This window comes from Companilactobacillus huachuanensis (assembly GCF_005404815.1).
Lineage (GTDB): Bacteria > Bacillota > Bacilli > Lactobacillales > Lactobacillaceae > Companilactobacillus > Companilactobacillus huachuanensis.
On sequence record NZ_BJDF01000010.1, the window covers coordinates 1 to 13564 of the forward strand.

Below are 13564 nucleotides of genomic sequence, written 5' to 3' on the forward strand. Positions count from 1 at the left end.
CAGGCGAATTCCAGAAATGGAACAATTAAAACAAGAAGTAGCAGCATGGTGTAGTGAACGTAATGATAAAAATTTATCAATAGATTGGCAATTCACAACTGCAGATGCACGTATAAAATTACATTCACTTTATCCAAAACTTGAAGGTTGATTAAATATAAACATGAGAGCTACGCTCCACTAGTTTTTTAATAATAGGAAAGTTCAATTGTAATTTTTTGCTATTTAACTAAATTGGTAAATAAATTGTCACAGCAATGTTCATATCACTTTTTCGCCTTTCAACCTTCAGTAATTAATCTTTATTACGTATGTAAATATAATAGCAACCATCTTCTACTACGACTGTCTAATTGCACACAGTTCTAGATATCTCAGTGGTCAAACTGCACACCGGAGGAATTATGTTAAAAGAAGACTTACTACTGAAATCAATAAAATGTACAACCATCGATCAGTTGACGAAACTGATTGGTAATTATCTTGAACAAACCGTGTTGATTATTGATGAGAAAAATAATTTAATTAGTTCAAATTTGCAACAAGTTCCCTCAATCGATGCTGGATGGCTAACTGAGGGTAATTTGAAAAAGTCATTTCTACTTGGTCAAACGGAATATATTCGTAATACGATCAATACATTTTCTTTAAACAACTGGTATTTATTTGTCACTCAATCTAAGGGTTTTCCGTTATCCAATGAGCAATTACAATTATCGATCAAGATCATTAACAATTTTAACGACCGTTATTCCGTCAATCCTGACCAAAGTGAACTGAACAGTTTATTCGCTAAGATGTTAGACCAAGTAAACTCAATTGACACTTTGGCTTTTAATAAATTCTTTCCAACTAAAATTGTTTGTGTCATTGCCATGTCAAAAAAACTCAATAACAACCAAGCCAACTTCATGAAAGAATTACAAACAATTGTTGCTCCCATGCCTTTGACAGAAGATTCTGAACAAAATCTTGTCTTTGTGGTTGCTGAATCAAAGCTTGATGCATTAACCAAGCAGCTAACAGAAATTGGTAAAAAATATCAACATTACTTCTTTGTCTCCGAATCATACCGTGAAATCAGTCAGACTCAAGAGTTTCTAAAAATTTGTAAACAAGCTGCAAAAATAGCCGATAAATTCAATGAAATCAGGGTTGTTAATCATACACTGAAATATAATATTTATATTATTTTGAATCAAATGAGCAATATTGAACTCTTGAAAAACACCATGTGTTCGCAACTACTTTTCTTACAACATTACGACAAAGAACACCATTCTGAACTATTTGAAACCCTTTTTGAGTATCTCGAATCCGATTGTAAGTTAACCTATACGGCAGATAAAATGCACCTCCACCGTAACAGTCTGTCCAAACGTTTAAGCAGAATCAACGATCTCATTTCAATTGATTACGAGAATCCTGATAAAATTTTTGGACTACGTCTCAGCTATCGAATTTTCAATTATTTAGAATACTAATTGCAAGAATATAAGTTTGATTATGTTATGCTTGAGGCACTTAAAACAACATGCAAAGGAGCGTTAAAATATGAATATTTCTCTTTTAAAAGATGTCACTAGAACAACTAATAAGATGGCATTAAGTTTGTCAATTGATAACCGAGCTAACGTAAAAATTGTTAACTTCGTCTGGTTTGAAAATCAACCCGATACGCTCTTCTTTTCGTCTGTTAAAGGTGCCGTCGGCACACTAGAATATGATCAGGCCCAAAGTATCGCCTTCACCAGCATCCCCAACAGTGATATGATTGGAAATCCTTACATTCGTTCACAAAACGCCACTATCAAGCACTCTAACAAGACGATGGAAGATCTGTTACCAAAATACTTGGATTCAGTCCCAAATTATCAAAAAGTTTGGGATATGATTGGACCTAAGTTAGAAGTTTTTGAATTAAAACTCGGTGATGTTTATGTAGATCCTGGTCTTGGACGTGAAAAGATAACATTGAAATTTTAAATAATCATGAGTCTTCGTTTTATTATTCTTGTTATTTTTACATTCAATTAATAATGATTAACTAGTCGGAAGAGCCGGGAAATATTTAACACTTAAAGCCAATTTACTATTTCATTATAAAAATCTGAGGAATCATTTATGCAAAATACTACTGAGTCAATTTTGATTGACGCCTTAAATATAATTTTACAAAACAAACCAATCGACAAAATAACTGTTAAAGACATCGTTACCGAATGCCAATTGACCCGTCAAACATTCTATAATCATTTTTCCGATATTTATGAATTAGTGGAATTCTCTGCTCGTCAAAATGCCGTAAATATTTTGGACAGTTTTTCCGATTATGACAACTGGCAGCAAGGCTTCTACGAAATTATGATTGCTCTTCGTGACAGTGGAAACATAACAAAAAATGTTTACAAATCAGAATATCGTGACTTAATGGAACGATATATTTATAAAGTTATTTATGGCTATATTATTAAAGTCGTCGAAAAACAGGCTGAAGGCATGTCGGTAGATCAAAAGCACAAAAATTTCATTGCCCACTTTTATAGCCTGGCCTTTATTGCCTTGATTTTGGAATGGATCATGGACGGTATGAAAGATGATCCTCAAGAAATTGTCGATCAAACCGGTGTCCTTGTTCAGGGAGATTTCAAGAAAGCTCTAAAAAAATATGCCGAGTAGATTTCAACTTTACAAAAAAAAAGAAGTGTAAATTAATTTTACATTTCTTTTTTTTTGTAAATTGTCTCATTACTAAATTTATTTTATTGTTGGTCTTGTAAGTAAGAGTCAACAATGAAAGAAGGCAGTTACAATGAATATTTATAAAACAATGTATCATCCTCATAAAGCAGCCGGTGTTGATGGTCGTAAGGCCAATATTGTCGGTGGTGGTATTGCTGGTTTGGCAACCGCAGCATTTTTAATTGATGATGCTAAAATGCCTGGCGATAATATTACTATCTATGAAAAGAAACCTGTTATGGGTGGTTCTATGGATGGTACTAAAGGTAATGAGGGTTACCTTTGTCGAGCTGAACGTGAACTTGAGCCATATATGGAATGTCTCTGGTATCTTTGTAGCAAGATTCCATCACTAGAAAATGAAGGCCGGACTGTTCTTGACGATGTCGTTGATTTTAACCGTGACGATCCAATCCACAGTGAAGCTAGAGTTATCGTTAACCAAGGTGAAATTGACGGACAATATCACAATTACAAACTTCCTCAAAAATATGTTACAGCAATGGCTAAAGTTGTTGGTTCATCAGAAAAAGAATTAGCTAACAAACGTATTGACGAATTTTTCGATGAAGACTTTTTCAAAACTAACTTCTGGGTTTGCTTCCATAGTCAATTAGCTTTCAAACACTATCACAGTGCTATCGAATGCCGTCGTTATTGGCAAAGATTTACATTCATCAATCGTCACGAATATCTCGAAGGATTCATTCACACTAAATATAACGAATATGACGCAATTATTCTTCCTATCGAGAGATGGCTGATCGACCACGGAGTTCACTTTGTTAACAACTTTACCGTCTATGATTTAACTCTTGACGAAAAGAACGACACAGTCCAAGCAATTCTAGCTCATCAAGATGGCAAAGATATTTCAAAGCCTGTCAGCAGCAAAGATTTAGTCTTTGTTACAAGTGGTTCAATTAGTGAAAACAGTACCTTTGGTGACAACGATACTGTTGCCGTAACTAACACTGATACTGAACACATGGGAACTTTCACAATTTGGAAGAACCTAGCTAAGAAAGATGACAAATTTGGTCACCCTGATAAATTCTTGGGACAAATTGATAAAACTAAGTGGATCTCATTCTTCCCTACTGTTAAAGATTATCCAGAATTCTTCAGACGTATCGAAGAGTTATCAGGTAGTAAGGCCGGTACTGGTGGTCTAATGACTTTCAGAGATTCAAATTGGGATATGTCATTTGAAATTCATCACAAGCCATTCTTCCCATATCAAGCTAATGACGAAGAAGTTGGTTGGGGTTATGGACTTTACGGTGAGAACGTCGGTAACTACATTAAGAAACGTATGTGGGACTGTACCGGTGACGAAATCATGACTGAATTACTTTATCACTTAGGAATGCTTGACATTAAGGACGAAGTTTTGAAGCACACATACATGTCAACAGCCATGATGCCTTATGTAACTAGTCAATTTATGCCACGTGAACTCGGAGATCGTCCAAAAGTTGTTCCTAATGGCTGTACTAACCTCGCCTTCTTAGGACAATTCGTTGAAATTGATGATGATGTTGTCTTCACAGTTGAGACTTCAGTTAGAACTGGTTTGGAAAGCGTCTATGAACTATTGAACATTGATAAAGATGTCATCGAAGTTAACCCTTCACGTTACGACATTCGTTATCTACTGGAACGTGTTAAGAGATTCAATGGTATCAAGGGCGAAATCACAGCCAGTGATCTTCCAGCAGTTACACCTGAGGCATTGCCTGCTATTCAAAAGATGTTGTTAGATTACGTTAATAACATTCCACCATACTATCAAATGTACTTAGGCCGCGATAAGACTATTCCTTTGAAAGAATCTGTCTTGCACCCTAAGGCTCCACATAGCAAAGGTTAATAAGAAAACGTTATATTTCCAAGTTGGAAATATAACGTTTTTTTTATCTATTTGTTGACACGGTGTCACTAAATAGATATACTATGGTCACATCAAAAAAAGTGACACAGTGTCACATAGGAGAAAATTATGGTTTCTACGACTTTTGAAGATTTAAATAACTCTAAGAAAAAGTTAATAACTGATGCACTACTAAATGAATTTTCACACCACACTTTATCGACAGCTCAAGTTTCCAGAATTGTTAAGGAATCAGGCATTGCTCGTGGAGCTTTTTATAAGTATTTTGATAATTTAACAGATGCTTACAATTACCTCTATCACTTTGCTTTACAAGATATTCACCAAACAATCACGACTGACTATCACAAAAAATTTCAACCTGACGACTATGTGGATCAGGTACGAGAATTCACTGAGAAAAGTACAAATAGTCGCTACTTTGAACTTGTAAAGATGCATTTACTTTTTAATGAAGCTCATTTTTCGACTCCTGTCAGTAATCATCTGATAATTGAAAATGAATTTTATTGGGCAACACAAGTGTTGATACATGATGCCATCAAGCAACTAATGCTTGACCCAAGTTCAAAGGAATTAATATTGCAAAAACTGGCCAATGTTTTACACAGGCTAGCAAAAGAGGATGATTAATATGTTTTTGTCATTAAAGGAAATAAAAAAAGAAAAATTTCGCTACGGTTTAATTATCGGAATGATTGTCTTAATCGGCTACCTAATTTTTATTCTAACCAGTCTCTCAATGGGGTTAGCCAATCAGAATACTGACGCCATCAATTCCTGGAACGTCAAGAGTATTGTTCTTGATAAGGATGCCAACACTAGTTTGACTCAATCCTTAATTACGAGTGATGCTGTAAAGAAATCAAAAATCACAAAAAATGAGGCCTATTTAGGTCAAGCAGCTGTTGTGGCTAAGAAAAATGGTCTAACTAAAGAATCAGCTCAATATCTTGGTTTGAAAGAAAATCAATTTATTGCAAAGAATCTTAAATTGACGGCTGGTCACAATTTCAAAAAATCAAATGAAGTTGTTGTTGATGAAAAATTTCAAAACGACGGCTACAAATTAGGTGACAAAATAAAATTTAACTCAGCTTCAACTGCTTACACTATTGTTGGTTTTGTCAAAAACGCCAAACTGAATATTGCTCCTGTAATTTATGGAAATATTGACAACTGGCTAGCTATCAAGAGCTTAAATGGTCCATTTAGGGCGAGTGCTATCGTCTCAAAAAATGCCAATTTTAAATTGAAAGATAATCAGGTAAAAACTTATTCAATTGCCAATTTTATTTCGAAATTACCTGGCTATTCAGCACAAAATTCCACTTTTACCTTCATGATTGGTTTCTTAATGATTATCTCGTTAATCGTCATTGCAGTTTTCTTATACATTTTAACTATTCAAAAAATTCAAAATTACGCTGTCTTACGGGCCCAAGGAATCCCTTCAAGAACCCTCGTCAGTGCTACCTTGTCACAATCAGTAATTCTGGTTGTTAGTGGCCTGATAATTGCAACAATCTTCACAGCTATTACTGCATTCGTAATGCCAGCCGCTGTACCGATGAGTTTCAATATTCCCGTCCTTTCGGCTGTCGGGCTCGGCCTAGTCCTAACAGGACTACTAGGTTCACTTATTCCTATCAAAATAATCTTAAATGTTGATCCTGTCAGTGTAATCGGAGGCTAATCAGATGACAACTTTACAATTAACTAATATCAATAAATATTTTGGAACTGGCACTAGTCGTGTCCATGTTCTCAAGAATATTAACTTCACTGCCAAAAAGGGTGAAGTTAACCTCGTTATTGGACCTTCTGGTTCTGGTAAAAGTACCTTTCTAACTATTGCCGGTGGCTTACAGACTCCGACTGATGGCACAGTCCAACTAGAAGGACAACCCGTAAAGTCAATGTCCAGCAAGCAAAGAGACGCTATGCGTTTAAACTCAATTGGTTTTGTTTTGCAATCGTACAGTCTGGTACCCTACCTCACTGTTAATGAACAATTCAAGCTCGTACGTAAGGTTAAAAAAGAGAATAATCTGACGAATCTTTCATTAGAACGATTGCTGGATAAACTTGGTATCAATGATTTAAGAAATAAATATCCCGGTGAGCTATCTGGTGGACAGAATCAACGTGTTGCCATTGCACGAGCACTTTACACCAAACCTGATATTCTTCTAGCCGATGAGCCAACTGCTGCCTTGGACAGCGAAAGAGTAGTTGAAGTTGGTAAGATTTTACAAGATTTGGCACGAGCACAAAATACTGCGGTGATTATCGTAACTCACGACTTAAGACTGACTGATTTTGCGGACAAAGTTTACAAAATCATGGACGGTCAAATGTCACTTCAGATGGCACAATAAAGGACACACTTCGGTTCTAGCCGTTCTGCAAGTAATTGAATACGCGCAGATTTAGAAACGGCATACTTATCTATGCTTTCAACCCTTAGTTATTCTTTTAAACACGACAAAAAATCCGTAATCTCAATAATGAGTTTACGGATTTTTTTTGTTTTTGCTGCCTCCAGGGTAAACGTACGTTAATGGAAGCAATATCTCTTTTTTTTCAAAAATATCAATTACTTTAATCCAGGACATTCTAATATGTGAATTCATTTTAGATAAACCATTTCTCTCATACTCACCTTTAGAACATATTGGTAATAATAAAATATCTACAATACTGTATTCTTTTGACAATTCTTCATATGATCCAGTTATCAACTGTCTAGTATCCCAAAAGGCATTACAATATCTCTCCATTGTTTCTACAAATGCCTTGTTTTTTGCCTTGTTTTCGTCAATCGCATCACCACCTGCTCCACCTAGTTTCATCGGATCCCCCCAATTATGCTTTTCTTGCGAATCTATTTGGGACAAATCCCCTAAATTACCACCATAAATATAAAACTGTGGATCTCCGATTTCAGGTAACTTTAGTCCATGATTAATAAAAACACCAAAACGTGATGAATGTGTATTCCCAAATTTAGTATTCATTTATTTTTAATCCTTTTTTATTGTATAGGTAAGAGAATAAATTAACTAACACGATTAACTCTATGATAATAACGAAAACTGATCTAACGGAAAAATTAATTGATTGATTAATTACTACTTTCATTAACATTTTTAATAAAACACCCGTGTAAATAAAATCAGAAATATTTTTAAATATTTCGCTAAGTGTTCCCAATTGAGGAATTAGGATTAAAGGCAAGATTACTGGTGTTACAAAATATGACGTATCTGATACCTTTTTGCATAAAATACCTATCAATAAACCAATAATCATGCTTATTACAGTCATCATGAAAGTTATAATAATATATTGAAAATAAAAATATGCTTCCATTCTTACATCACTCAATAATGGTAAAACTAAATTGGTTCCCATTATCACAATAAACGATGGCGTCAATGTCGCAATCAAATATTCAGACGGAGTAATAGCAGATGAAACTAAAAGTTTTAAACTTTTCTTCTCCTTTTCCTCTGCCATAGGAATGCTTATCATCATTATTGATGACATCACAGCATTAAATAATACGGTCATCATTAGAATAAATTGTCCTCGCTGACCATTAAACATTGAATCAGACAACGTGTAACGAAATAAAATACTAAAAAGAACTGCAATTAATGACCCACTAATTGCCGAAAAGTTTTTAATCAATAGTTTAAATTTTATTTTTGTCAAACTTTTAAGACTATTATCCTTTATCATGACATTTTCCTTCCTGCTAAGTTAACAAATATTGATTCTAAGGTAGGCTCATTAGAGTGAATACTTAAAACTATCTGATCTTTTATTAAATTAGATAATTGGACTTTTTCCTTTGGATATTCAAGGTCAATAAGTGAACCATTTTCCATTGTGCAAGTTATAAGTAATGGCTGTTGGAAATATTTTTCTTTTATTAGGTTAGGACTGCCCTGCTCAAGTATGACTCCTTCATTCAATAAGACTAATTGATCACATAATTGTTCTGCTTCAAACATATTATGCGTTGTTAAAATAATTGTTTTTCCTTTTTCTTTTATTTTTACAATAAAATCTCTAATTATTGAACCGGTATATGGATCTACATTACTTGTAGGTTCATCTAATAAAAGTACAGGCGCATCATTTAAAAAACATCTAATTAAAGAAACTCTCTGTCTCATTCCCGTAGATAATTTTGAAAATGTTTTTTGCTCACATTCATGTAGATTTGTTGTTAGTAATAACTCAGAAACTTCCTTTTTACCTTTTCCAAATGTATTTGCGTACAACAAGAGATTATCCATTACAGTCAATTCCTCGTATAGTCCACTATTAACAGAGCATAAGCTTAGCTCTTTAAATAAATCAGCCCCTTTATTAACGGTGTCATTTCCATCAATGTAAACATTTCCCTCGTAAGATATCTGATTGGTCAAAACATTAAGCAACGTCGTCTTTCCAGCTCCTGATGGGCCGATAATTCCGAATATATTCCCCCTTTGAATATTCAAGTTTATCTTTTTTAATACGTAATTTGTCTGCTTTCTTAAAATACCCGTATTAAAATAAACGGAGATATTTACACATTTAATAATGTCGTTCATTTTTATCCTCTCCAATTTTTAAAAGAATATAAAAAAACAAAAAATCCAGTTTCCTCCTATAACATTTATCTGAAGAAACAATATAATGCTGCGATATTATTTTTTCACAAAAAGAATATCACAATATAGTAAAAAGTGAATGAATAATATCAAGCATTTACATTTCTTTTACAATAAAAAAACGAGTTCAATAATTTAACACATTGAAAGTAAGCGCCGGATTATGAAGTACTGATAAATGGAACGACAAATAGACAACCACCGTTGATATTTCCGGTTGGTTGCCTTTTTATTTGCAATTTAATTGGACCGTGGGTGACCACGACATGCAATCCATCAACGTTTGGTGATCTACGATCGCCAAGTTGGGGATTTCAGTGAACAAATAATTAAGATATTTTCTAGTATCTAAGCCCTGTAGTTCTGCTGTTTTCATGATACTTAGAATCACGCCATTAGAATGGGCTCCTTTCAAACTTGTTGAAAAAAGCCAATTTTTACGTCCCATAACTAATTCTTTAATCATTCGTTCAGCTTTGTTGTTCGAAAATTCTAAACGTCCATCTTTTAAAACTTCCATGATTCCTGAACGTTGTTTTGCCGCATAATTCGCGGCTAGACCTAGTTTTGATTTTGGCATCGCATCCAAATTATCTAGCCATTCCCAGAACTCATCCATTACCGGTTTCAATTCTTTTTCTCGGTGAGCCAACCGCTCCTCTGGAGCGAGGTCGCACCATTTCTTTTCCAATTGAAACATCTTTTGCCAATATGAGTAACCGATGTATGCTGGACTAGATTTACTGGATTCCTTTTTGCTATGGATAGCCTCATAAAACTTACGTCGAATATGTGCTGCGCAAGCAACCAGTGTCACGTTTGGTAGAAGAGGATATGCTCCCCAACCATCGCAATTCAGATATCCCGTGAAACCGTCTAAGAATTTCAATGGAACTTCATGTCCTCGTGATTCAGCGTGATGGTACAAAACGACTTGTCGTTTTTCCATCTTTCCTGAACAAAACAACCAGTAATAAGTTTTGGCTTTGTCACTCTTAATGACCTGATAGCTGGTTTCATCAGCGTGAATAATATCCTGTTTAACGATTTCTTCATGTAATACATCATATATTAATTGAAGAACTTGTTTACTGCTGGTTATTTGCCAATTGCAGATATTATCTCGGTTAATATCAAGTCCTAAAGACTTCCAATATTTTTCCTGCCTATAGGCCGGAACTTTCTGTTGAAACTTTTGAATAATGGTTTCAGTTACGATTGAACTCGAACCTAAACTGTTTGATATTAATGGTTTGGGAACAGGGGCTTTTTTTATTGATGTGATCCCTTGTCGCTCACATTTTTTACAAACATAACTATGTTGCTTGTAAATTCTTCACTCGATTGTTGCTGGAATGAGAATTAACTCGCTTCGCGCTTCAACACTACCCATATCAATCATATGGGTTCCACAATTATTACATTCACGCTCACTATCGGTGAGTTCACGTTCGACAATTTCTACTGGAAAATTGGCTAATTTATCTGCTTTAGTCCCTTTGGATTTTCGTTTGTAACTACTCACTTCAGTGGTTGCTTCATCTTGGACAGGCACCTGCGGTGCAGTGTCCTCGAACAACGATTGTTGCCCATCAACTTGAATGTCTTCTTTAGATTTACCGAACATCTCACGATTCATTTCACGGATAAGTTCAGTCAAGTAGGCGACTTGTTGCTGAAGTTGTTCATTACGCTTGTTAGATTCATTCAATTGCTTTTCCAAGATTTTAATTACATCAGCCACAAAGATCACCACTTTCTCTTAAATAATGAAAGTAGTGTATCATATTTGCCTGTCGTTGACGACACTTATTATAGTGATCCCGTGACAGCTTCATGGACTGATGATTTTTGGTCTATTTTTAGACCTTCGAACAGCCAGCGAAGCTGTTGCTGTGAAAGTAACTTAACTTCTTCACGATGACGAGGCCAATGTAACTTGCCATTCTCTAAACGTTTATAAAGTAGCAGGAACCCGTCGCCATCCCAATATAACATCTTAAATCTATCAGACCGTCCTCCACAGAAAAGAAAAAGTGCATCCTCGTAAACATCAAGCTGATACTGACTTTGAATTATTCCTGCCAGACCATCGATGCCACGACGTAAATCAGTCTTACCACAAACAATATATATATGACTGACCTTGGTATAATCAATCAACATGTTCCTGAAGCTCCTTCATAAGAATGTACAGCACATATTTATCAATGCCATTATGGATTTCTAAAATCACATCACCGTAACGCAGCGTTGCTGCGACGGGCATTGTTGGTTTATCAATTGTATTACCGTCGATTTCATTCATTTTAATTTGAACTATGTCTTCCAAAAAAATGACCTCCTCCAATTACTTGATATACTCAAGTTTACTGAAAGAGGTCATGCTTTTGTAGGTACCAAGTTATCCGGCGTTTACCCTGGAGGCAGCAAAAACAAAAAAATCCATTATCTCTCAATTGAGATATCGGATTTTTTAAGCTATTTGCACTAAATTAGATGTCACGACGACGTTCTTTAATACGAGCAGCCTTACCTGTACGAGCACGTAGGTAGTAAAGCTTGCTACGACGTACACGACCATGTCTGATAACTTCGATTTCTTCTACACGAGGTGTGTTTAATGGGAATGTTCTTTCAACACCAACACCATTACTCATCTTTCGAACGGTATAAGTAGCGCTGATACCAGCACCATGTCTCTTGATTACGACACCTTCGAATAATTGAATACGTTCACGGCTACCTTCAACAACCTTAGCGTGGACACGAACAGTATCTCCACTACGGAAGTCAGGTACATCAGAACGTAATTGTTCTGCAGTAATATCTTGAATTAATTTATTCATAAATAATTTCTCCTAGCCGACACTCATACATATCCATTGATACACAGCGGAATATCGTTAATATGTGCGTTCAAACACTCTTAATATCATACTTTATTTAAACATAATTGTAAACTAGTTATTTCGACGAATTTCACGTAAGTACTTTTGTTCCTCATCAGTCAACTCGGCCTTCTCCAATAAATCAGGACGACGTTCGAGTGTTTTCTTCAAAGCCTGCTTAAGACGCCAAACACGGATTTTTTCGTGATCCCCACTGATTAACACATCTGGTACCTTTTTACCGCGGAAATCGGCTGGACGTGAGTATTGAGGGTACTCTAACAAGTTATTAGAGAAAGATTCCACTTCAGTAGATTCTGAATTTCCCAAAACTCCTGGTACAAAGCGTAAAGTAGCGTCAATCATACTCATAGTTGGTAATTCCCCGCCAGTCAAAATATAATCACCAATCGAAACTTCATCAGTAACTAAATCCTTTACCCGTTCGTCGAAGCCTTCATAATGTCCACAGATAAAGACTAATTGATCTTCTTTAGCAAAGTCCTTGGCCATTTTTGTGTTAAAAGTTTTTCCGGCTGGATCCAACAAGATAACTCGTTTTTTACCCGGCTTTTTCTTTTCAACATAATCCATCGCATCATAAATTGGTTGAGCTTGCAATAACATACCTGCTCCACCACCATATGTGCCATCGTCAACATGATTTTGTTTGTTAGTCGTGAAGTCACGAAAATCAACGACATCAATCTTAACGAGGTCCTTCTCTTGAGCTTTACCAATCAATGATTCGTCTAAAGCCTGAAACATTCTTGGAAAAATACTTAAAATTGTAATATCCATTAATCCATCAACCCATCCGGTATTTCAACATTAACAACACCGCTATCAATATCTACATCTTTGACAACATCGTCAATATAAGGCAACAAGATTTCTTTGTACTTAGGTCCCTTAACGACCCAAACATCATTTGAACCCAATTCAATAATTTCAGTAACCTTGCCGACTTCACCTAAGTCTTTATCAATCACAGTCAAACCGATAATTTGCTTATAAAGAAATTCACCTTCGTTGAGGCCAGAGACTTCTTCACCATCAGCAAATAACTCTGATTTAACATATTTTTCAACGTCATTGATATTGTCGTAGCCCTTGAACTTCAATAAGATAAAGTTCTTATGTGGACGTGATGATTCAACAGTGAATTCAGTCACTTGATCTTTATTCTTCAAATAAACTTTTGCACCAGCCTTGAAGCGATCCTCTGGGAAATCAGTAATTGAAATTACTCTTACTTCGCCTTTAATACCATGAGTATTGACGATTGTACCAACTCGATATAATTTTTCCGTCATTTTTCCTCCGTGAATAAAAATAGGACCACGACAACTCTTGTCAGGCCCCAC

17 protein-coding genes and 1 pseudogene are annotated in these 13564 nt (G+C 35.4%); 8 read left to right on the forward strand and 10 right to left on the reverse strand.

What is annotated here, in order from left to right; translation table 11 throughout:
* From FFM71_RS13615 to FFM71_RS06870, 8 genes and pseudogenes are all read left to right on the forward strand, one after another.
* Positions 1–151, forward strand: a pseudogene (locus FFM71_RS13615) (IS630 family transposase); the annotation flags it as partial.
* 253 nt (positions 152–404) lie between these two features.
* Positions 405–1484 (forward strand): PucR family transcriptional regulator, encoded by a 1080-nt coding sequence (locus FFM71_RS06840; protein ID WP_137611435.1) that lies wholly within the window; start codon positions 405–407, stop codon positions 1482–1484.
* Positions 1485–1554: 70 nt separating this feature from the next.
* Positions 1555–1986 carry a pyridoxamine 5'-phosphate oxidase gene (locus tag FFM71_RS06845; RefSeq protein WP_137611436.1) on the forward strand — a complete coding sequence of 144 codons (432 nt, stop codon included), beginning with the start codon at positions 1555–1557 and terminating at the stop codon, positions 1984–1986.
* A gap of 138 nt (positions 1987–2124) precedes the next feature.
* Positions 2125–2679: a TetR/AcrR family transcriptional regulator gene (locus tag FFM71_RS06850; RefSeq protein ID WP_137611437.1), complete on the forward strand. Its 555-nt coding sequence runs from the start codon at positions 2125–2127 to the stop codon at positions 2677–2679.
* A gap of 133 nt (positions 2680–2812) precedes the next feature.
* A complete protein-coding gene (locus FFM71_RS06855; protein WP_137611438.1) occupies positions 2813–4615 on the forward strand; it encodes an oleate hydratase in 1803 nt (600 codons plus the stop codon).
* A gap of 129 nt (positions 4616–4744) precedes the next feature.
* The gene (locus tag FFM71_RS06860; RefSeq protein ID WP_137611439.1) at positions 4745–5269 is read left to right on the forward strand and encodes a TetR/AcrR family transcriptional regulator; all 525 of its coding nucleotides are present in this window, start codon (positions 4745–4747) and stop codon (positions 5267–5269) included.
* Position 5270: 1 nt separating this feature from the next.
* On the forward strand, positions 5271–6332 hold the full coding sequence (locus FFM71_RS06865; RefSeq protein WP_137611440.1) for an FtsX-like permease family protein: 1062 nt from the start codon (positions 5271–5273) through the stop codon (positions 6330–6332).
* Positions 6333–6336: 4 nt separating this feature from the next.
* A complete protein-coding gene (locus tag FFM71_RS06870) occupies positions 6337–7017 on the forward strand; it encodes an ABC transporter ATP-binding protein (RefSeq protein ID WP_137611441.1) in 681 nt (226 codons plus the stop codon).
* A gap of 135 nt (positions 7018–7152) precedes the next feature.
* Here FFM71_RS06870 and FFM71_RS06875 read toward each other — a convergent pair whose 3' ends face one another.
* The 10 genes from FFM71_RS06875 to rimM form a co-directional block, all read right to left on the reverse strand.
* A complete protein-coding gene (locus FFM71_RS06875) occupies positions 7153–7656 on the reverse strand; it encodes a YcaO-like family protein (RefSeq protein WP_137611442.1) in 504 nt (167 codons plus the stop codon).
* Entirely contained in the window at positions 7646–8383 is a 738-nt protein-coding gene (locus FFM71_RS06880) for an ABC transporter permease (RefSeq protein WP_137611443.1), read from the reverse strand. Before FFM71_RS06880 ends, FFM71_RS06875 begins: the two co-directional genes overlap by 11 nt.
* Complete coding sequence (locus FFM71_RS06885) at positions 8380–9246, reverse strand: ABC transporter ATP-binding protein (RefSeq protein WP_137611444.1); 867 nt, start codon at positions 9244–9246, stop codon at positions 8380–8382. The genes FFM71_RS06880 and FFM71_RS06885 overlap by 4 nt, the downstream gene beginning before the upstream one ends.
* 289 nt (positions 9247–9535) lie before the next feature.
* The gene (tnpC, locus tag FFM71_RS06890; protein WP_137611445.1) at positions 9536–10639 is read right to left on the reverse strand and encodes an IS66 family transposase; all 1104 of its coding nucleotides are present in this window, start codon (positions 10637–10639) and stop codon (positions 9536–9538) included.
* Between the two features lie 3 nt (positions 10640–10642).
* On the reverse strand, positions 10643–11062 hold the full coding sequence (locus tag FFM71_RS06895) for an IS66 family transposase (RefSeq protein ID WP_137611446.1): 420 nt from the start codon (positions 11060–11062) through the stop codon (positions 10643–10645).
* Positions 11063–11118: 56 nt separating this feature from the next.
* The gene (tnpB, locus tag FFM71_RS06900) at positions 11119–11472 is read right to left on the reverse strand and encodes an IS66 family insertion sequence element accessory protein TnpB (RefSeq protein ID WP_137611447.1); all 354 of its coding nucleotides are present in this window, start codon (positions 11470–11472) and stop codon (positions 11119–11121) included.
* Positions 11462–11638 (reverse strand): hypothetical protein, encoded by a 177-nt coding sequence (locus FFM71_RS13415; protein ID WP_171000500.1) that lies wholly within the window; start codon positions 11636–11638, stop codon positions 11462–11464. The genes tnpB and FFM71_RS13415 overlap by 11 nt, the downstream gene beginning before the upstream one ends.
* Before the next feature lie 163 nt (positions 11639–11801).
* The gene (gene rplS / locus FFM71_RS06905) at positions 11802–12155 is read right to left on the reverse strand and encodes a 50S ribosomal protein L19 (protein ID WP_137611448.1); all 354 of its coding nucleotides are present in this window, start codon (positions 12153–12155) and stop codon (positions 11802–11804) included.
* A gap of 114 nt (positions 12156–12269) precedes the next feature.
* Positions 12270–12998 carry a tRNA (guanosine(37)-N1)-methyltransferase TrmD gene (gene trmD, locus FFM71_RS06910; protein WP_137611449.1) on the reverse strand — a complete coding sequence of 243 codons (729 nt, stop codon included), beginning with the start codon at positions 12996–12998 and terminating at the stop codon, positions 12270–12272.
* Positions 12998–13513: a ribosome maturation factor RimM gene (rimM, locus tag FFM71_RS06915; RefSeq protein ID WP_137611450.1), complete on the reverse strand. Its 516-nt coding sequence runs from the start codon at positions 13511–13513 to the stop codon at positions 12998–13000. Before rimM ends, trmD begins: the two co-directional genes overlap by 1 nt.
* Positions 13514–13564: the final 51 nt, after the last annotated feature.

What these genes read in the sequence shown, in the direction of transcription:
- FFM71_RS06875 (WP_137611442.1), bottom strand. Translation starts at nt 7,656, where the DNA reads ATGAATACTAAATTTGGGAATACACATTCATCACGTTTTGGTGTTTTT.
- rplS (WP_137611448.1), bottom strand. Translation starts at nt 12,155, where the DNA reads ATGAATAAATTAATTCAAGATATTACTGCAGAACAATTACGTTCTGAT.
- FFM71_RS06850 (WP_137611437.1), top strand. Translation starts at nt 2,125, where the DNA reads ATGCAAAATACTACTGAGTCAATTTTGATTGACGCCTTAAATATAATT.
- FFM71_RS06845 (WP_137611436.1), top strand. Translation starts at nt 1,555, where the DNA reads ATGAATATTTCTCTTTTAAAAGATGTCACTAGAACAACTAATAAGATG.
- FFM71_RS06840 (WP_137611435.1), top strand. Translation starts at nt 405, where the DNA reads ATGTTAAAAGAAGACTTACTACTGAAATCAATAAAATGTACAACCATC.
- tnpB (WP_137611447.1), bottom strand. Translation starts at nt 11,472, where the DNA reads ATGTTGATTGATTATACCAAGGTCAGTCATATATATATTGTTTGTGGT.
- FFM71_RS06865 (WP_137611440.1), top strand. Translation starts at nt 5,271, where the DNA reads ATGTTTTTGTCATTAAAGGAAATAAAAAAAGAAAAATTTCGCTACGGT.
- FFM71_RS06860 (WP_137611439.1), top strand. Translation starts at nt 4,745, where the DNA reads ATGGTTTCTACGACTTTTGAAGATTTAAATAACTCTAAGAAAAAGTTA.
- trmD (WP_137611449.1), bottom strand. Translation starts at nt 12,998, where the DNA reads ATGGATATTACAATTTTAAGTATTTTTCCAAGAATGTTTCAGGCTTTA.
- FFM71_RS06885 (WP_137611444.1), bottom strand. Translation starts at nt 9,246, where the DNA reads ATGAACGACATTATTAAATGTGTAAATATCTCCGTTTATTTTAATACG.
- rimM (WP_137611450.1), bottom strand. Translation starts at nt 13,513, where the DNA reads ATGACGGAAAAATTATATCGAGTTGGTACAATCGTCAATACTCATGGT.
- FFM71_RS06855 (WP_137611438.1), top strand. Translation starts at nt 2,813, where the DNA reads ATGAATATTTATAAAACAATGTATCATCCTCATAAAGCAGCCGGTGTT.
- FFM71_RS06880 (WP_137611443.1), bottom strand. Translation starts at nt 8,383, where the DNA reads ATGATAAAGGATAATAGTCTTAAAAGTTTGACAAAAATAAAATTTAAA.
- FFM71_RS06870 (WP_137611441.1), top strand. Translation starts at nt 6,337, where the DNA reads ATGACAACTTTACAATTAACTAATATCAATAAATATTTTGGAACTGGC.